This window comes from Ancylomarina euxina, from assembly GCF_003863355.1.
Taxonomy (GTDB): domain Bacteria; phylum Bacteroidota; class Bacteroidia; order Bacteroidales; family Marinifilaceae; genus Ancylomarina; species Ancylomarina euxinus.
Genome location: NZ_QQWG01000001.1, coordinates 446,049 through 464,576 on the forward strand (window position 1 = coordinate 446,049; position 18,528 = coordinate 464,576).

General features: G+C 35.3%; 14 protein-coding genes and 2 tRNA genes. 7 read left to right on the plus strand and 9 right to left on the minus strand.

Annotated features, from left to right (window positions below):
- Positions 1–206 precede the first annotated feature (206 nt).
- From DWB61_RS01895 to rpsT, 4 genes are all read left to right on the plus strand, one after another.
- Entirely contained in the window at positions 207–1,148 is a 942-nt protein-coding gene (locus DWB61_RS01895) for a hydrogen peroxide-inducible genes activator (protein ID WP_125029198.1), read from the plus strand.
- A 220-nt stretch (positions 1,149–1,368) separates the two neighbouring features.
- A tRNA-Glu gene (locus tag DWB61_RS01900) sits at positions 1,369–1,440 on the plus strand.
- 43 nt (positions 1,441–1,483) lie between these two features.
- Positions 1,484–1,555 (plus strand) — tRNA-Glu (locus tag DWB61_RS01905).
- A 30-nt stretch (positions 1,556–1,585) separates the two neighbouring features.
- Positions 1,586–1,837 carry a 30S ribosomal protein S20 gene (gene rpsT / locus DWB61_RS01910; RefSeq protein ID WP_125029199.1) on the plus strand — a complete coding sequence of 84 codons (252 nt, stop codon included), beginning with the start codon at positions 1,586–1,588 and terminating at the stop codon, positions 1,835–1,837.
- A 327-nt stretch (positions 1,838–2,164) separates the two neighbouring features.
- On the opposite strand, the gene rodA is transcribed toward rpsT, so the two are convergent.
- The 8 genes from rodA to rsmA all read right to left on the minus strand — a co-directional run bounded on the left by rodA (position 2,165) and on the right by rsmA (position 12,390).
- Positions 2,165–3,589, minus strand: coding sequence for a rod shape-determining protein RodA (gene rodA, locus DWB61_RS01915; RefSeq protein ID WP_125029200.1), 1,425 nt, complete (start codon positions 3,587–3,589; stop codon positions 2,165–2,167).
- A gap of 18 nt (positions 3,590–3,607) precedes the next feature.
- Positions 3,608–5,455, minus strand: coding sequence for a penicillin-binding protein 2 (gene mrdA / locus DWB61_RS01920; protein ID WP_125029201.1), 1,848 nt, complete (start codon positions 5,453–5,455; stop codon positions 3,608–3,610).
- A gap of 16 nt (positions 5,456–5,471) precedes the next feature.
- Entirely contained in the window at positions 5,472–5,975 is a 504-nt protein-coding gene (gene mreD, locus DWB61_RS01925; RefSeq protein ID WP_125029202.1) for a rod shape-determining protein MreD, read from the minus strand.
- On the minus strand, positions 5,972–6,799 hold the full coding sequence (gene mreC, locus DWB61_RS01930) for a rod shape-determining protein MreC (RefSeq protein WP_125029203.1): 828 nt from the start codon (positions 6,797–6,799) through the stop codon (positions 5,972–5,974). Before mreC ends, mreD begins: the two co-directional genes overlap by 4 nt.
- A 115-nt stretch (positions 6,800–6,914) precedes the next feature.
- Positions 6,915–7,937: a rod shape-determining protein gene (locus tag DWB61_RS01935; protein WP_125029204.1), complete on the minus strand. Its 1,023-nt coding sequence runs from the start codon at positions 7,935–7,937 to the stop codon at positions 6,915–6,917.
- Positions 7,938–8,068: 131 nt separating this feature from the next.
- A complete protein-coding gene (purH, locus tag DWB61_RS01940; RefSeq protein ID WP_156190142.1) occupies positions 8,069–9,601 on the minus strand; it encodes a bifunctional phosphoribosylaminoimidazolecarboxamide formyltransferase/IMP cyclohydrolase in 1,533 nt (510 codons plus the stop codon).
- Between the two features lie 407 nt (positions 9,602–10,008).
- Positions 10,009–11,367, minus strand: a complete 1,359-nt coding sequence (mgtE, locus tag DWB61_RS01945; protein WP_125029206.1) for a magnesium transporter — start codon at positions 11,365–11,367, stop codon at positions 10,009–10,011.
- Between the two features lie 243 nt (positions 11,368–11,610).
- Positions 11,611–12,390, minus strand: a complete 780-nt coding sequence (gene rsmA / locus DWB61_RS01950) for a 16S rRNA (adenine(1518)-N(6)/adenine(1519)-N(6))-dimethyltransferase RsmA (RefSeq protein ID WP_125029207.1) — start codon at positions 12,388–12,390, stop codon at positions 11,611–11,613.
- A gap of 323 nt (positions 12,391–12,713) precedes the next feature.
- Between rsmA and DWB61_RS01955 the strand changes: the two genes are divergently transcribed.
- Together DWB61_RS01955 and DWB61_RS01960 are read left to right on the plus strand one after the other, a co-directional pair.
- Entirely contained in the window at positions 12,714–13,727 is a 1,014-nt protein-coding gene (locus tag DWB61_RS01955) for a lysylphosphatidylglycerol synthase transmembrane domain-containing protein (RefSeq protein WP_125029208.1), read from the plus strand.
- A 16-nt stretch (positions 13,728–13,743) separates the two neighbouring features.
- Positions 13,744–14,919, plus strand: coding sequence for a hypothetical protein (locus DWB61_RS01960; RefSeq protein ID WP_197091119.1), 1,176 nt, complete (start codon positions 13,744–13,746; stop codon positions 14,917–14,919).
- Positions 14,920–14,996: 77 nt separating this feature from the next.
- On the opposite strand, the gene recQ is transcribed toward DWB61_RS01960, so the two are convergent.
- Positions 14,997–17,174, minus strand: coding sequence for a DNA helicase RecQ (gene recQ / locus DWB61_RS01965; protein WP_125029210.1), 2,178 nt, complete (start codon positions 17,172–17,174; stop codon positions 14,997–14,999).
- Positions 17,175–17,525: 351 nt separating this feature from the next.
- On the opposite strand from recQ, the gene DWB61_RS01970 reads away from it, so the two are divergent.
- On the plus strand, positions 17,526–18,494 hold the full coding sequence (locus DWB61_RS01970) for a KpsF/GutQ family sugar-phosphate isomerase (RefSeq protein WP_125029211.1): 969 nt from the start codon (positions 17,526–17,528) through the stop codon (positions 18,492–18,494).
- Positions 18,495–18,528 lie beyond the last annotated feature (34 nt).

Sequence of the window (18,528 nt, forward strand, 5' to 3'; positions counted from 1 at the left end):
AGTTATATAATTTTTTACAGAAATAGGTATTGTCAATTAATTAGCTTAAAAGTCAAACTGTTGTATATGTTGATTAAGCTTAAAACAATAGTTTAATACAAATATAGAATAGTTCTAAGTATCAATCAAATCAATATTGTATATAAAGCAATAGATATTGTTTATATTTGTAATTCAAAATCAAAAAAACTAAAAAACAAACTGATATGGTTACATTAACTCAACTAGAATATGTTGTTGCTGTAGATACGCATCGCCATTTTGCAACTGCAGCAGATAGCTGTTTTATTACGCAGCCTACATTAAGCATGCAAATCAAAAAACTTGAAGAATTTTTAGATGTTACCATATTTGATAGGAGTAAGCAACCTATTATTCCAACTGATGTCGGTATTCCTATTATTGAACAAGCTAGAATTATATTAGGAGAATCAAAAAAGATTAATGAGATTGTCAAGAATCATAGAAATACAGTTGAGGGGAGTTTAAAGATTGGTATTATCCCAACCTTAGCACCATTTTTACTCCCTATGTTTATTGGAGATTATATTAGAAATTATCCAGATGTAAAGGTTGAAGTTGAAGAGATGGTATCGGATGATATTGTAAAAGCTTTGAAAAAAGACCTTTTAGATGTTGGTATTTTTGTGACTCCATTGAGAGATGATAAGATAAAAGAACAGCCTCTGTTTTTTGAAGAGATGATGATATATGCTCATAAGGATCATGATATATTAAAAAAAGAAATTGTTGAAGTCAAGGATATCGCTACATCTGAAATTTGGATGTTGGGTGATGGACACTGTTTCCGTAATCAAGTTATCAATCTTTGTGAGATGCATAGCATGCAACATCAGGAACTGCCTTTTGAATTTGAGAGTAATTCTTTGGAAACTCTGATGAAAATTATCGATCGTGAAGGTGGTTTTACACTTATTCCGGAGTTGGCTACACAGTACATGTCGGCAGAAAAATTGAAACAAGTGAAGTCATTTACAAATTTACACCCCCTTAGAGAGGTCAGTTTAGTTTATTCTCGACATTATTCAAAGAATAAATTATTGAATTTATTGGGGCAACACATACGTGAAATGATGCCTGTAGCCTATCTGAACAAGGAAAGAGGAACAATTGTTGAGTGGAATTGAAAAAAAATGTTCCTCAGGAATAAGGGGTTAGCTTTTTTGTTGCACAAAACTTGATTTTTTTTGCATTTCCCTCTTGTGTGATTGAAGAATTATAATTTACTTTGCATCGCAAAAGAGAGAAAAAAGAGACTTGTTTTCTGCTTCTTTCTCTAGCAAAAAAAAACTGCAAAGTGTTTGTGTTATTCAAAACTTCAATTATCTTTGCAGCTCCAAATTTGATGGTCCGTTCGTCTAGGGGTTAGGACGCTAGATTTTCATTCTAGTAACACGGGTTCGATTCCCGTACGGACTACATAGTTTTGCAATTCTTTAATTGCTTTTTGGAGATTTTTTTTGGTCCGTTCGTCTAGGGGTTAGGACGCTAGATTTTCATTCTAGTAACACGGGTTCGATTCCCGTACGGACTACAGTTTTAAATAATTTGATACAATAAAGAGATGGCAAATCATCAATCCGCAATTAAAAGAATTCGTCAGTCTGAGGTTAAAAGAGTACACAACAAGTACTACGCTAAGACTGCCAGGAATGCCGTAAGAAATTTACGTGCGACTACTGATAAGGAAGCTGCTTCTGAGTTGCTACCTAAGGTTACAGCTATGTTAGATAAGTTGGCTAAGATCAACGTTATTCATAATAACAAAGCTGCTAATTTGAAATCAAAATTAGCATTACACGTTAACTCGTTGTAAGACTCAATAAACTCTTATACAGAAGCCTACTAATTTATTAGTAGGCTTTTTGTGTGTAAATACATTTTTGTTTAAGATGATTGATCCATAATTATTCAAGTTTTAGCTGAGGTGTGTTGTTTTTAAGGCTACAGCTTTATAGGTAGGGGCAGTTACAAAAGTTAGGTCTAAGAGTATTGATTATATTCTGGAATTATCTTTTAAGTTTTTCGCTGATTTACTAATATAAAATAAGTGTCTATAGAGTTATTAGAAGCGTAAAGAATAAAGCCGTAAGTCTTGTATCTATTCTCATCACTTTAAGATAAGTGAACAAGTATACGTTGTCTATCTTAGTAGTTCTAGTCTATTAGCATCCAATCTAAGGAAGATAAAGAGTAGAATAGTAAAAGACCATAGAGATGAGCCTCCATAGCTAAAAAATGGCAGAGGTATCCCAATAACAGGTGCCAATCCAATTGTCATACCTACATTTACTGCAATATGGAAAAATAGGATGGCCGCAACACCATAGCCATATATTCGACTAAAGCTCGAACGTTGTCTTTCTGATAAGAAAATAAGACGTAAGATGAGGCTTAAGTGCAATATAAGGACAAGAGCAGATCCTAAGAATCCCCATTCTTCACCTACGGTACAGAAAATAAAATCGGTACTTTGTTCAGGAACAAAGTTGAATTTTGTTTGAGTCCCATTTAAAAAGCCTTTACCATTGAATCCACCAGAACCAATAGCAATTTTCGATTGATTAACGTTGTATCCTGCTCCATATGGATCGGATTGAATGCCTAGTAATTCATTAATTCTTTGCTGTTGGTGAGGCTCCAATACTTGTTCAAAAATATAACTAACCGAAAAGGTATAAAGTAAACTTCCGATGACTAATAAAAGAACAAGTGCTGCATTTTTAATTTTATTGCGATAAATATACACAAGAAAAGGAATCCCATTTAGAAGAATCGAAATTACAAGCAAAGAGAAATTTCCAAGTTGTAAGCCTGTGCCTTTATTAATTAGCCACAAAGTTCCAAAACTACCAGCAAGTAAGGCAAATGCTATTGCAATTTGTTTTATCTGAATACCAATCATTTTTAAACTTATAGCTGCTATAATAACGATCAGTATAGCTACGGTGAAACTTGAATATATAAGCGTAAAGACAAAGAAAATGGCAGCTAATAAGGCTAGTAATAAAACAAATCCTGATAGGCCTTCTCTATAAAGAACGAGAATGAAGACAGAATAGACTAGGGCAGAACCTGTATCATTTTGCATTAATATGAGAACTGCTGGAGTAAAGAGTATAAGTCCTGTAATAAACAGGGATTTAATTTTATGAATCTTAAAATTGTACTGGCTGAGATATCTTGCTATTGCTAGATTAGTTGCAAACTTGGCGAATTCAGCGGGCTGAAAACGAATAGAGCCAAGTTGAAACCATGACCGTGCCCCATTTACTTTAACTCCAAATACTAAAACGGCTAAGAGTAGTAGAATCATGACTATAAGTGTGGGGTAGGCAAATGCAGAATAGAACTTACTTTCAATCGTAAGTATGATAATGGCGATGAAAATTGCAGCGCCAATCCAGATTAGCTGTTTCCCGTAGCGTTGAGTGGCATCAAGAATGCTTTGATGATCTTCGTTGTAGACAGCAGCATATATATTTATCCAGCCCAAAAATACCAATATAGCATAAAGCAAAATGGTTATCCAATCTAGGTTTTTAATTAGGCTTACTCTTCTATTCATAACGACTCTTCTTTTTTTTTATTCGTCTTGCTTGTCTTCTTTGGTGTTGATCAAATCTGCTTCAAGCATTCTTTTCTCTAAATACTTCTTGTTTTCAGAAATCTCACCTTTCAGATATTTTTCGATTATCAAACCAGAAATTGGTGCTGCATATCTTGAACCCCATACGCCATTTTCTACGTAAACAACAAGTGCAATCTTAGGATCGTCTTTGGGTGCAAAGGCCACGTATACTGAATGATCAATACCCGGATTTTGAACTGTTCCTGTTTTACCACAAACACGTATGTCTTTTATAGCTGACGATCGACCTGTACTACCTTCACCGCCATGAACCACTAAGTCCATTCCCTCTATAACAGGTTCGAAATACTTGGGCTCAATTGTTGTTTGGTTCTTTATTAGAAATTTTGAATCAATTTTCCCATCAGATCCTATTGATTTCACGATATGAGGTGTGTAATAATAGCCTCGGTTGGCAATACAAGAAACCATATTTGCCATTTGTAAAGGTGTAATTGAAAGTTCGCCTTGACCAATGGCCATTGAAACAATATTAAGAGACTTCCAATTTTTAGTTTTGTTTCTTTTAGCGTGATAAGTCGCTTGGGGAATAAATCCTGTTAATTCACTGGGTAAATCTGTGCCTAGCTTAGTCCCAAAACCGAAAGAATTAACATGCTTTTTCCAGTTTGTGTATCCATTACTGGTTGATCCAAAGCGAGGTGCATCCAGAATCTCTCGGAATGTCTGAGCATAGTAGGCATTGCAGGAGTGTTGTATTGATTCTTTTAAATCGAGAGGAGATTTATGATGGTGACACCCCATAGTAAAACGGCCAGCGTGATAGCCATCATGGCATTTGATTCGTGTGTTGGGTGTTATAATTCCTTCCTGAAGGCCAATAAGGGCATTTATAAGTTTAAAAATTGAGCCAGGAGGGTAGGTGGCTATCATAGATCGATCAAATAAGGGTCTTAGTGAATCATTATTGGCAAGTTCACGGTAGTTTTTCGACATAGCTCTACCCACAAACATCTCTGGATCGTAACTGGGGCTTGATAGTTTAACTAAGATTTCACCTGTTTTGGGGTCAATAGCAACAATACTTCCTTTTTTGTTTTGCATGAGTTCTTCAGCATACTCTTGCAGTTTAATATCCAAAGTAGTTGTTATATCTTGGCCCTCAATCGCATTTTTATCTAGATCTCCATTGTGGAATGATCCTTTGATTCGGTTGTAAACATCTACCCAATAGACTTTCAGTCCTTTTACGCCTCGCAGTACTTCTTCGTATGTGCTTTCAAGTCCACTTTTGCCAATATAATCACCTTGAGTGTAATATTTATCTTTTTCAATGTGTCTGTCATTTACTTCACCCAAATAACCTAAAGTATGTGCTGCATTGTGATGAGGGTATTTTCTAAGTGTACGGGTTTGAACAAAAAAACCAGGAAATTTATATAGTTTTTCCTGAAGAACAGCATAGCACTCTGATGATAGTTGTTTGATAAAAATAGAGGAACGGTATCTGGAGTGTTTTTTTGCTTTTTTAATTCGATGAATAACATCTTCTTTATTAATACCAATAAGGTTGCAGAAGTCTAGAGTATCGAATGTTTTAACCTGACGAGGTATAATCATTAAATCGTAGGCTGCTTGATTGTAAACTAAAAGGTCACCGTTTCTGTCGTAGATTAAACCTCGTGCGGCATATTGAGTTACTCTGCGTTGAGAATTACTCTCGGCCGATAGCTTATATTCATCGTTAACAATTTGAAGGTTGAAGAGTCTGATTAGGAATATGAGAATAACAAAGGCAAAGATGCCTCCAATAGTAAATCTTCGGTTTGAATAGTTATTCATATCTGTTCAGGCAATTTTATTTTTTTGAAATGATAAATTGACTTGTGATGACAAGTATTAAAGTAAAAATACTACTTAATATGATTCTGATTAATGTATCGCCAAAGTTGTTAAAAGAAAAAACCTCAACAATAAACAGGAAGCTATGATGAGCAAGAATTAGAATAAGAGCGTATTTAAAAAACCACGAAAATCCGTATACATATAGACCTTGTTCAATATTACATTCATAATTATCTCGAACAGAAATGTAATTTAATATATATGGTCTTAGAAAGCCCATGAAAACACAAGCCGAAGCGTGAATGCCAATAGTATTTGAGAAAACATCTATACTGAGTCCCATAAAGAATGAAAAAACTAATAATAGCCAAGGTGGTGTGTTAAAAGGAAGTAATAAAATGAATAAAACATATAGGTAAGGGTTGATGAAACCACTTAGCTGAATGTTATTAAAAATAGTAACCTGAAGTAAGATTAGTATTATAAATCGGATAATATTTTTAACTATAAAATTCATTTTTCAACTTCGTTTTCTAATTCTAATCGTTCGTCTTTCAATAAATCTCCTATCACATCAACATATGATATTTGATTAAAATCGTTACTTAGTAAGACAATAATTTCGCGGAAGTTACCACCAGAAGACGGTAATACTTCGTCAGCGGTTCCAAGAAGTATGCCTTCTGGGAAAACAGAAGAAAAACTACTTGTCGTTATTGTGTCACCAATTTTGATGTCAACATGAGATGGGATTTCAATTAATCGGGCTTTACGGTAATCTTTACCGTCCCAATAGAATGAGCCATGGTGATTGTTCTTCTTAATCTTAGCTGATATTTTCAGTCTGCTATTCAGCAGGGAAAGAACCGTTGAGTAGTTGTCTGAAACTGATTTTACGATACCAATAACGCCATTATTGGTTACAACTCCCATTTCTGTTTGTATTCCTTGATTTCTCCCTTTATTGAGGGTAATGTAATTTCGTTGTTTATTTATTGAGTTGTTAATCACTTTTGCCGAGCGATAAACATACTGCTGCTTGAAGAGGGTGTCCTGATAAAAGAAAAAGGAATCTGCAGAAAGCTTGTAGTTTTCTGAAAGTAAATTATGGAGTAAGGTGTTTTCGTTACTTAACTTATCGTTAATTTTAGTCAGTCTAACGTAATCACTAAAAGAATTTACTTTATTGTAAATGCCTCCACTTATGGCATTGTTAGAGTTTAGGAAAACCGTTTTGTGATAGTTATTATTGTTTACGATGAGTAAAAAACAAACCAACTCTATTATTAAAAATAGAATTGTGAAATGAAATCTGACAATGACTTGGAGTAGATTCTTCATTCAATTATAAAGAGGTAAGCATTTATGTTTTTATGCTTATTGGTTAGTTGATTTATGAACTAACCAATAAGCTATAACCCGCAAATGATATCGAATTATACCATTTGCTATCTGATTATCTCATTAAGAATGAGAAGTTTTTGACATTTTTAAGTGCGACACCTGTCCCTCTTGCTACAGCTCTCAATGGATCTTCAGCAATATGGAATGGAATGTTTAATTTATTCATTAAACGTTTATCAAGACCACGAAGTAGTGCGCCACCTCCAGCAAGATAAATTCCACGGTTCACAATATCAGCATACAATTCAGGAGGTGTTTGCTCCAATGCACTTAAGATTGCAATCTCGATTTTAGAGATTGATTTTTCAAGACAATGTGCAATTTCCTGATATGAAACTGGTATTTCAATTGGAAGAGCTGTCATTTGATTTGGCCCTTGAACACGGAAATCAGCTGGTGGTTCTTCTAGTTCAGACAGAGCAGATCCAACATGAATTTTGATGTCTTCAGCAGTACGCTCACCAATTTTGATATTGTGTTGGTGACGCATGTATTCCTGAATATCCGCAGTTAAATCGTCACCAGCAATTCGAATTGATTTATTGGTAACAATACCTCCAAGAGAAATTACTGCAATTTCAGTTGTTCCACCTCCTATATCTACGACCATGTTTCCTTCAGGAGCTTCAACATCAATTCCGATACCGATAGCTGCTGCCATTGGTTCATAAATCATGTAGACATCTCTACCTCCAGCATGCTCAGAGGAATCACGAACAGCACGCATTTCAACCTCGGTACTACCCGATGGGATACAAATAACCATTCTTAATGATGGAGGAAATAGACGTGGCTTTTTATTGATCATTTTGATCATCCCACGAATCATTTGTTCGGCAGCATTAAAATCTGCAATTACACCGTCGCGCAAGGGACGGATTGTTCGAAGATTGTCGTGAGTTTTACCTTGCATTTGGCGTGCCTTCTCGCCAATAGCCACCATTTTCTCGGTGCGTCGGTCAAGTGCCACAATCGAAGGTTCGTCAACCACAATCTTATCATCACAAATGATGATTGTGTTTGCCGTTCCCAGGTCGATGGCAATTTCCTGTGTCATGAATGAAAAAAATCCCATATAGTCGTGTGTATCTCGGTTTTATCTTTTTTATATTTTCAGAACTTTGTCCTCTAAGTTTAGAAGCATCCTAAGGTAGCAAGTTTATTAGGATTAATACACAGCTCGAAACAAAGAATCTGATTATAATTTTAATGTTTAAAGTGACGCATGCCTGTAAATACCATAGCAATACCAAACTTATTAGCTAAATCGATTGATTCTTGATCACGAATTGAGCCACCAGGTTGGATAATTGCAGTAATTCCAGCTTCGTTCGCAGCTTCAACACAATCGCCGAATGGGAAAAAAGCATCCGATGCCATTGCACTTCCTTTGATGTTTTCACCACCCTGACGGATTGCATTTTCTAAAGCCCAAATACGACTAACTTGTCCTGGACCTACGCCCGTTGTCGTTTTGTCTTTGGCAATAGCAATACCATTCGATTTGGCGTGTTTAACTGCTTTCCATGCGAAAATTAGATCCTCCATTTCACTTTCAGATGGCTGACGCTCACTTACAACTTTCAACTGATCGTTAAATAATTTCTGATCTTGTTCCTGAATTAATAATCCTCCTAAAACAGTACGTGCTTTAAAGGTTGAATATCCGGTTTTTAAGATTTCTGGAAGTTCCAACAATCTTAAATTCTTTTTCTTAGTTAATATTTCTAGCGCTTCAGCACTATAGGATGGAGCAACAATAACTTCAAGGAAAATTGAGTTCATGATTTCAGCTGTAGCTGCATCAATTTCACGGTTTGAAGCCACAATACCTCCAAAGATAGAAACTGGATCTGCCTCGTAAGCTTTCTTGAAAGCTTCAGCAATTGTTGGTGCACTACCTATTCCACAAGGATTAGCATGTTTTGCTGCAACAATCGTTGGTTCTGAATATTCCTTTAAGGTTTCTAAAGCCCCATCGGTATCACCAATATTATTATACGAAAGTTCCTTACCATGAATTTTATTGGCCGCAGTAAGTGTTCCTTCAGTCTCTTTAATCTGAGCATAGAAACTGGCTTTTTGATGAGGATTTTCACCATATCTAAGATCTTGCTTCTTCTCGTAAGTTAAAGTGATCGTATCTGGAGATTGGATATCCAGCTTTGCATTAAAATAGTTCGAAATTAAAGCATCGTAATGTGCAGTGTGTTGAAACACTTTAGCTGCAAGTAGCTCTTTGGTTTCGAAACTTGTTGAACCATTTTCTTTAAGTTCTGCAATAACAAGATCATAATCCTTCGGATCTGTAATAACTGAAACGAATTTGTAGTTTTTTGCTGCAGCTCTAAGCATGGTTGGACCACCTATATCGATATTTTCGATAATCTCTTCGTGCCCAGCTTCAGGATTTAAAACAGTTTGTTTGAAAGGGTATAGGTTACAAACGACAATATCTATTGCCTCTATGCCTAATTCTTTCATCTGCTTCTGATGCATTTCGTTATCGCGAATAGCTAAGATTCCCCCCTCAACATTAGGATGAAGTGTTTTTACTCGGCCATCAAAACATTCTGGGAATTGTGTCAGATCTGAAATATCCATTACAGGAATTCCCTCGGCTTTAAATTTAGCTGAAGTACCTCCAGTGGAAATTATTTCCCATCCTAGTTGGTCTAGTTCTCTTGCAAATTCAACAATATTTGTCTTATCAAAAACACTGATTAGAGCTCTTTTCATGATTCTTTTTTTGGGGTAATTTATATGAGTCGAAAATTAACTTTTCAGCAAAAAAAAATTCAAACTGGAGCAGTTATGTAATTTACTAAAGGATAGCGCTTTACGTAATTGCGATTAGTTTCACGCAAAGTTAAGAAAAAGCCTAAAATTTAAGACTTATAAGTTGAGCTTTTTTAGTCAAAATTTTGAGAAAAATATTTCCTCTTGTTTTTAGGGGAATCGCTTTGAGGTATGGGTTTGTGTTTTGCTTTACTAAATGGTGAGCATAAGTAGTAATTTACTTATGATTTTAGTTTTATTTGTTTCAAATTTGAATATGAAAAAGACGAGTTGAGGTTCGAATTGAAAGTAAATCATCCTAACAGTTTAAAGTCAATTTTGATGAGTTAGGATGATTTGTTTGATATCTAAATCATGCTGTAGAAATAGGCTCCAATCGAAAGATAGATGAATAAGCCAACAATATCATTTAATGTTGTAATAAATGGACCAGTTGCCAAAGCGGGATCCACCTTTGCTCTATGGAGCATCAAAGGAATAATGGTGCCTGCTATAGCAGCAAAAATCATAACGGCAAATAGTGCTACAGATACAGATATGGTTAATGCGAATGAATCACTGTAGAAATAATTGGATAAGAATAATAAAGAAGAACAGGTTAAGCCGTTGATAAGTGCTCCTCCCAATTCGCGCATTAAACGACTGAATGTACTTTCAATACCTAAAGAATTACTTGCGATACCTTGTACAATGATTGCTGATGACTGAACACCAACATTACCTGCCATCGCAGTGATTAATGGAATAAAGAAAGCTAGAGCAGGAGTTGCTGATAATCCGGTTTCATGTGTCGCAATAACCATTGCTGCAAAAATCCCCCCAACTAATCCTATCAGTAGCCAAGGTAGACGCGCTCTGGTTTGTAACCAAATGGAGTCATTCGATTCAATATCTTCGTAAATACCCGATGCCATCTGATAATCTTTCTCAGCTTCATCACGAATAACATCTACCACATCATCAATAGTGATTCGTCCCATTAGGCGCCCAATACTGTCGACTACAGGGAGGGCTACCAAGTCATATTTCTCCATGATAAGAGCAACTTCCTCGTCAGATTCGTCGGTATGGACTGACATGACATCAGGTTCATAGATGTTACCGATTTTGGCAGATGTAGGACTCAGAATCATCTTTTTAAGAGATAGTGTTCCTATTAGTTTTCCGTCATCATTAACAACATATACGTAATAAATTTCGTCAATATCTTCAGCTTGACGGCTAAGTTCACGTAGGCAGGTAAGAACCGTCCAATTCTCATTGACGATAACCAATTCCTTTCCCATCAAACCACCGGCGGTGTCTTCGTCGTAATGTAGAAGGTCTACAATGTCACCAGCAGTTTCAACATCTTCTATATGAGAAAGAAGTTCTTCTTGTTTTTCATCAGAGAGACCACCGATAAGGTCGGCGGCATCATCCGAATCCATGTGATCGATGAATTTTTTAGCAATAACCTCAATAGGAAGAACTTTGATGAAACGTTTACGATCATCCTCTTCAATTTCTGAAAGAACATCGGCACCCGTATCGGCATCAAGAAGTAGAAATATATATTTGGCTTCTTCTGTATTTAATTCGTCTAAAATATCTGCAATATCTGCTGCGTGCAGATGTTCGACTTTAGCTTTTGCTTCAGTCTCATTTTTCTGATCTATTAATTTTTTTAGATCATCGATGTATTCGCGAGTTAATTCAAATTGCATAACATCTTATTTTTTTAATGTGTGACGAATTTCCTTAGGCCATTGATCTTATTATTGACATATTGAAGAGTATTCTGCATTCTAAATGTGATGCAAAAGTCTGTATCGATTATATGAAAATAGGCTTCTATTTAAAATTTAGATCAGAGAACTATTTACTTCAGCATCTAATATAATTAAATAGTTGATAAAGTAATAGAAACTTAAACTTTGATAAACATCTTCGAAGCTAGAGTCATAAATCTATTTTGCTAGAAGTGCGTCAATTTTATTAGTTAACTCTACAAATTCCTGAACCGAAAGTTGCTCAGGTCTTTGTCCCATGACTTCGTCGTCAAGTTTAAGGTCGCCGAGTAAGCTTTTAAGTGAATTTCGGAGTGTTTTTCGTCGTTGATTAAAGCCCGTTTTAACAACTCGGATAAATAAAGGTTCATTACATTCTAAATGCGTAGTGGTGTTGCGACTCATGCGAATGACGCCGGAGTTAACCTTTGGTGGTGGATTGAATACTTCTGGTCCAACCGTGAAAAGATAATCAATATTGTAGAAGGCCTGCATCAATACACTTAAAATACCATAAGCTTTGCAGTTGGGCTTTGCACTCATGCGTTCCGCTACTTCTTTTTGAATCATACAAACAACTTCGGGAATTTGATCACGATAATCAAGGACCCTAAAGAAAATCTGAGAAGAAATATTATAAGGGAAATTTCCAATGATGACAAAAGGCTCATCGAATAATTTTGATAAATCGTAGCGAAGAAAATCTTCTCCTATTATTCGACCATCTAGTTCAGGATATTTCTCTTTTAGATAGGCTACCGATTCGGTATCAATTTCTACAACATGAGTTTCAAAACTCTTATTTGGTAAAAGATATTGAGTTAGAACACCCATTCCTGGGCCTATCTCCAATACTTTATTTATTTGGTTAGCCTGTAAGCTATCAACAATTTTCTTGGCAATATTTAAATCTTTCAAGAAATGTTGCCCTAAATTTTTCTTTGCTCTAACGTTCCCCATATTCCGGTCTTCAATACTTTTTTAACAGGAGATTTATTCTTAGGCTAAAAAACCAAAGTATTTTACAAACATTTCGTTATTTTTGCGATTCACCTGTCGTAAATTACGGCAAATTTAGAACTAAATACCATAAGAACAGGGTTTACTTGTTGAAATTTTAAAATTCATTGACAAGAAAATCTAGATTTGTTTGTTTCAGCAAGATTCCTGTTGTAAAATTCAATCTGATTGATAATTTGTTCAGATTAGGAAATTTATTGCTCGAAAACTGATGAAGCAAGCTTGAGTTATGGGAAAATAACCATGTACAAAAACCGAACACATTGAAGAAAACATTAAGTCAAAGCATAAAATTCCTAATTTTCTTTTCTATAAGCGCCTTTTTATTTTGGATAATTTATAGAGGTCAAGATACATCTGAGATCTTTGAGGTGTTGAAAAATGAGGTCAATTATTTATGGATTCTGGTTTCTCTTCTCTTTGGACTTTTGAGTCATGTTAGTCGAACTATTCGATGGAATATGTTGATTGAATCATTGGGTAGAAAACCACGGTTTACCAATACTTTCCTGGCTGTAATGGTTGGCTATTTTGCTAATTTAGCCTTACCCCGAATGGGAGAGATATCTCGTTGTGGTGTCATTAGTAAATATGAAGATGTTTCGTTTTCAAAGCTAATAGGAACTGTGGTTTTGGAAAGAGCTCTCGATATTGTTATGCTTTTGCTGCTCTTACTTCTGACCATGTTTACCCAATTTGAAGTATTGTCTAATTTCATGACACGTAACCCACAGGTGAGTTCTAAGTTATCTGCTGTTTTTGCCTCTTCAATTACAATGTATGTTATGCTTGCTTTAGCATTGCTTGTATTTATCTTCAGAAAGAAGTTTAAGCACACCACATTTTATAAGAAGATATTGTTCACTCTTGGCAACTTTATGGATGGGTTTAAAGCTATTCGTAAGCTGGATAATAAACTCCCCTTTATATTACATACTGTCTTTATATGGGTGATGTATTATTTAATGACTTATATTTGTTTCTTTAGTTTTGGATTCACCTCGAATTTGCCTGCATTAGCAGGGCTTACAGTTTTTGTGATGGGGAGTTTTGGTATGGTTGCTCCTGTTCAGGGTGGTATTGGAGCTTGGCATTTCATGGTTATCGGTACACTGTTAATTTACTTACCTAATACGCCTGATATTGAGAAACTATCTAGAAGTTTTGCTTTAGTTGTTCACGGTTCTCAAACGGCTATGATTATTATTGTTGGAGCACTTTCAGTAATTGCTTTACCTTTTGTTAATCGTAGTAAAAGCTTAAATCAAAATTCATAAATAAATTCATATGTGCGTGCAGTTTCAAATAGAAGAGGTAGTTGATCAGCTATCGAAGCGAAATTTTTTGGAATTACCTGTACGTCTATATAAAAACGAACCGAATTGGGTTCGACCTCTGGATAGAGATATTGAGGATGTTTTTGATCCTGAGAAAAATAAGATGTTTCAACGTGGCAGCTGTTGTCGTTGGATTTTGAAAAACTCAAATGGAATTACCGTAGGTCGCGTTGCTGCTTTTATTGATAATAAAACACGAAATTTAAGCGATCAGCCTACAGGAGGGATGGGCTTTTTTGAATGTATTGATGATAAAGATGCAGCTTATATTCTTTTCGATCACTGTGTTGATTGGCTGAAGAATCAGGGTATTGAAGCTATGGATGGACCTATAAATTTTGGGGAGCGTCATCAATGGTGGGGCTTGTTAGTTGATGGCTTTCATAGACCATTGTACAATATGCCATATTCGTTACCCTACTATCAAAACCTTTTTGAATTATATGGTTTTAAAACTTACTTCAAGCAATATACTTATAAGACCCTTTTTTCTACCGATAGTTTAAGTGAGATAATTGAATGGAAAGCGAAACGAATTGAGCGTAATTCCGATTATTCTGTTGTTCATTTTAATAAAAAAAATAAGGATAAGTTTATTCGGGACTTTGTTCATATTTATAATGCAGCTTGGGTTTCGACTATTCCAGGGATTGATTTTATGACACCGGAGCATGCAAATGAGACCTTCAGTTCGCTAAGTTCTATATTGCATGAAAGGTTGCTTTGGTTTGCTTATTATAAGGGTGAACCGATAGGATTTTTTATCATGACTCCAGATATGAATGAGGTTTTAGTTGGGGGAGATGGAAAATTGGGTTTGTTAGGTAGGTTGAAATTCTTGCATTACAAGTATATTAAGAAGAATAAGAATGCAATCGGTTTGATATTCGGAGTTGTGCCTGCTTTTCAGTCTAAAGGGATTGATGCAGCTATGATTTATCAGTTTTCAAAAGAGGGCTTTGATCCGGAATTTCCTTTTGAAACACTTGAGATGAATTGGATAGGTGATTTTAATCCTCGAATGATGCATATGATGGATCATATTGGTGCATCGATTTATAAAACTCACATCACTTATCGTAAACTTTTTGATGATAGTAAAGTTTTTAAGCGTTCTCCAATTATTAATTAATCGACTATTCTTTGTTGTAATCAGCTAAGGTTTTGTTAAAAAAAAAGCCATCTCTTTCGAGACGGCTTTGGTTATTTTTATAGTCCATGTTCTGTATGGAACTTTATTCGTAGTAGACGTATGTCTTCTTCTGAGTAATCTTCTTCTCCCAATTCTTCAAGAGCTTCTTCTATATCGTCGGTTTCAGCTTCATTGAAGTATTCCATTACTTCTTCTTGTCTGTCTTCATCAATTGTTTCGTCGATATAATAATCGATGTTGAGTTTTGTGCCCGAATAGACAATGGCATCCATTTCTTTTAATAAATCAGAAAATTCCATGCCTTTTGCATCAGCAATGTCTTCAAGATCCATTTTTCTATCAACGCTTTGGATGATGTAAACCTTAAATTTTGATTTGTCTGCGATAGATTTCACAACCATATCTTGAGGACGTTCAATATCATTCTCTTCAACGTGCTTGGCAATTAATTCAGCAAATTCTTTGCCAAAACGCTTTGCTTTACCAGCTCCAACACCTTGTATATGCGACATTTCTTCAATATTAATAGGATATTGAATAGCCATGTCTTCAAGTGAAGGATCTTGGAAGATAACGTATGGTGGAGTGTCTTTGATTTTCGATATTTTCTTTCTAAGATCTTTAAGCATCTTTAAAAGAGTAGTGTCTACTGCAGCTGTACCTGTTGATTTTGGAGTGTCTGTGTCTGATTCATTAAATGCATGATCATCCGTAAGCATAAAAGGAGTAGGATTTTTTAAGAATTTGTGTCCTTCCTTCTTAATTTTTATAACCCCATACTGCTCAATGTCTTTTTCAATAAACAAATGGATTAGAGCACGACGGAAAACCATATTCCAAAAATGCTGATCTTTGTCTTTACCACAACCAAAGATATCAAGTTCGTCGTGTTTGTATGATTTTGTCGAAGAGTTTGATTCTCCGGTTAAGATATTTACCAGATGATCGATTTTAAACCTCTCTTTGACTGTTTTGACAACATTGAGAGCCTTAACTACATATTCCTCACCTTGGAACTCTTTTTTAGGGTGTAGGCAGTTGTCGCAACTGCCACAATTCTCTTCAGTATGAGTTTCGCCAAAGTAATGAAGTAGGACAATACGTCGGCAAACTGCTGATTCAGCGTAAGAGACGGTTTCTAAAAGAAGCTGTTTGCCAATTTCTTGCTCAGCGATCGGTTTACCTTGCATAAACTTTTCAAGCTTCTGGATGTCTTTATAGCTGTAGAAAGTTAGGCAATGGCCTTCTCCTCCATCTCTACCGGCACGACCTGTTTCCTGATAATAGCCTTCTAAGCTTTTGGGAATGTCGTAGTGTATTACAAAGCGCACATCGGGTTTGTCGATTCCCATACCAAAGGCGATGGTTGCAACAACAACATCGATATCTTCCATTAGGAATTTATCTTGGTTGCCCGATCGAGTCGCTGAATCCATACCAGCATGATAAGGAACAGCATTAATTCCATTAACTTGAAGTGTTTCTGCTAGTTCCTCGACTTTTTTTCGGCTTAAACAATAGATGATGCCTGATTTACCTTCATTTTTACGAATGAACTTGATAATCTCTTTTGTGGCTTCAACTTTAGGTTTCACCTCATAGTAAAGGTTCGAACGGTTAAAGGATGATTTGTAAACTTTAGCAGTTAGCATGCCAAGGTTTTTTTGTATATCATGTTGAACTTTAGGCGTCGCTGTTGCTGTTAAGGCAATAATTGGAGCTTTCCCAATTTCTTCAACAATAGGTCTTATTTTACGGTATTCAGGTCTAAAATCGTGTCCCCATTCCGAAATACAATGTGCTTCATCTACAGCGTAGAAAGAAATTTTGATATTTTTTAGAAATTCAATATTGCTTTCTTTGGTCAATGATTCCGGAGCAACGTACAATAGTTTTGTTCTGCCTTCGATAACATCTTCCTTAACTTTTAATGTCGCTGATTTTGAAAGGGACGAATTCATAAAATGTGCAACCCCATCATCTTCGCCAAAATTTCTCATGGCATCAACTTGATTTTTCATCAAGGCGATTAATGGGGATATAATTATTGCTGTTCCTTCCAGCATCATAGCAGGTAATTGATAACACAGTGATTTACCTCCACCAGTAGGCATTAGTACAAAACTATCATTACCATTAAGAACATTATTTATAACTTCTTCTTGACTTCCTTTGAAAGTGTCAAAACCAAAATTCTTTTTTAAATGACTAACTAGCTCAAACTCCGTTTTCATCTTCTGTAATTTGTTGTCATTAAATATTAACAATATCTTTTTTTACACTGAAAAATGCTTCGTGTTGAATTGTGAAAAAAAATAATTCTAATATTATCTGTTGCTTATTTTCATATCGCTGAGAACCTGCGAAGCTAATAAAAATGTTTTGCAGATTTAGCTTTTAAAGGTGTGATTTTTACCTCAGTTCAGTCTTTTTTATTCAATAAATGAATACTTTTGTATTTAAATTTAGATAAACATTTGAAGAAAACAAAAACTTAAAGTCTTTTAACAGCTTTTAACTTTTTTTCTTTTTTAAGCCTTTATTTGGGGGTAAATAGAACATTAATAATTTAATACTGATAAGTTTTGAATTCACTGGATAAAATAAAAAAAATAGCAATAAATACAATTCAAGAGGAAGCGAGAACTATAAGTCAACTTGTTGATTATATTGATGATGACTTCGCAAAAGTTGTTGAACTTATTTTAAAGAGTAAGGGGCGCGTTGTAGTAACTGGAATTGGGAAGAGTGCGAATATTGCTAACAAAATTGTTGCAACTTTAAACTCTACGGGAACACCTTCAATGTTTATGCATGCGGCTGATGCCATCCATGGTGATTTAGGGATGATTAGACCTGATGATATTATTATTTGTATATCCAAGAGTGGAAATACGCCAGAGATCAAGGTTTTGGCTCCTTTGATCAAAAACATGAAAAATGTTTTAGTTGGCATGGTTGCTGGTTTGGATTCTTTTCTGGCAAAGCAATCAGATTATGTACTTAAAGCTGTGGTGGATAAAGAGGCTTGTCCTAATAACCTGGCACCAACAAATTCAACGACTGCTCAATTGGTGATTGGCGATGCTCTAGCAGTGTCATTGCTTGAAAGTCGTCAGTTTAGTTCTCAGGATTTTGCAAAATATCATCCGGGTGGCGCTTTAGGCAAAAAGTTATATTTACGTGTGAATGATCTAATTGTTAAACAAACTGCTCCTCGAGTAAAATTAAATGACGATATTCGTTCGGTTATTCTTGAAATCTCTTCGAAGAGAATGGGAGCAGCTGCAGTTATTGACGAAGAAAATATGCTGTTAGGAATAATTACAGATGGTGATTTGCGTAGAATGATGCAGCGGTATGAGGATCTAAAACCTCTTAAAGCGAAGGATATTATGTCGGTATCTCCTAAAACAATTGGTAAGGATGAATTGGCAATTAATGCTTTTCATTTGATGGAGAAAAATAGCATCACCCAATTGGTTGTTTGTCAGGATAACAAGTATATTGGCTTAGTTCATCTTCATGATATTTTAAAAGAAGGTATTGTGTAGATTGGTATCATTTAATCACAAATTGAGTAGTTGT

What these genes read in the sequence shown, in the direction of transcription:
- mreD (WP_125029202.1), bottom strand. Translation starts at nt 5,975, where the DNA reads ATGAATTTTATAGTTAAAAATATTATCCGATTTATAATACTAATCTTA.
- mrdA (WP_125029201.1), bottom strand. Translation starts at nt 5,455, where the DNA reads ATGAATAACTATTCAAACCGAAGATTTACTATTGGAGGCATCTTTGCC.
- mreC (WP_125029203.1), bottom strand. Translation starts at nt 6,799, where the DNA reads ATGAAGAATCTACTCCAAGTCATTGTCAGATTTCATTTCACAATTCTA.
- DWB61_RS01935 (WP_125029204.1), bottom strand. Translation starts at nt 7,937, where the DNA reads ATGGGATTTTTTTCATTCATGACACAGGAAATTGCCATCGACCTGGGA.
- DWB61_RS01895 (WP_125029198.1), top strand. Translation starts at nt 207, where the DNA reads ATGGTTACATTAACTCAACTAGAATATGTTGTTGCTGTAGATACGCAT.
- rsmA (WP_125029207.1), bottom strand. Translation starts at nt 12,390, where the DNA reads ATGGGGAACGTTAGAGCAAAGAAAAATTTAGGGCAACATTTCTTGAAA.
- mgtE (WP_125029206.1), bottom strand. Translation starts at nt 11,367, where the DNA reads ATGCAATTTGAATTAACTCGCGAATACATCGATGATCTAAAAAAATTA.
- rodA (WP_125029200.1), bottom strand. Translation starts at nt 3,589, where the DNA reads ATGAATAGAAGAGTAAGCCTAATTAAAAACCTAGATTGGATAACCATT.
- purH (WP_156190142.1), bottom strand. Translation starts at nt 9,601, where the DNA reads ATGAAAAGAGCTCTAATCAGTGTTTTTGATAAGACAAATATTGTTGAA.
- recQ (WP_125029210.1), bottom strand. Translation starts at nt 17,174, where the DNA reads ATGAAAACGGAGTTTGAGCTAGTTAGTCATTTAAAAAAGAATTTTGGT.
- rpsT (WP_125029199.1), top strand. Translation starts at nt 1,586, where the DNA reads ATGGCAAATCATCAATCCGCAATTAAAAGAATTCGTCAGTCTGAGGTT.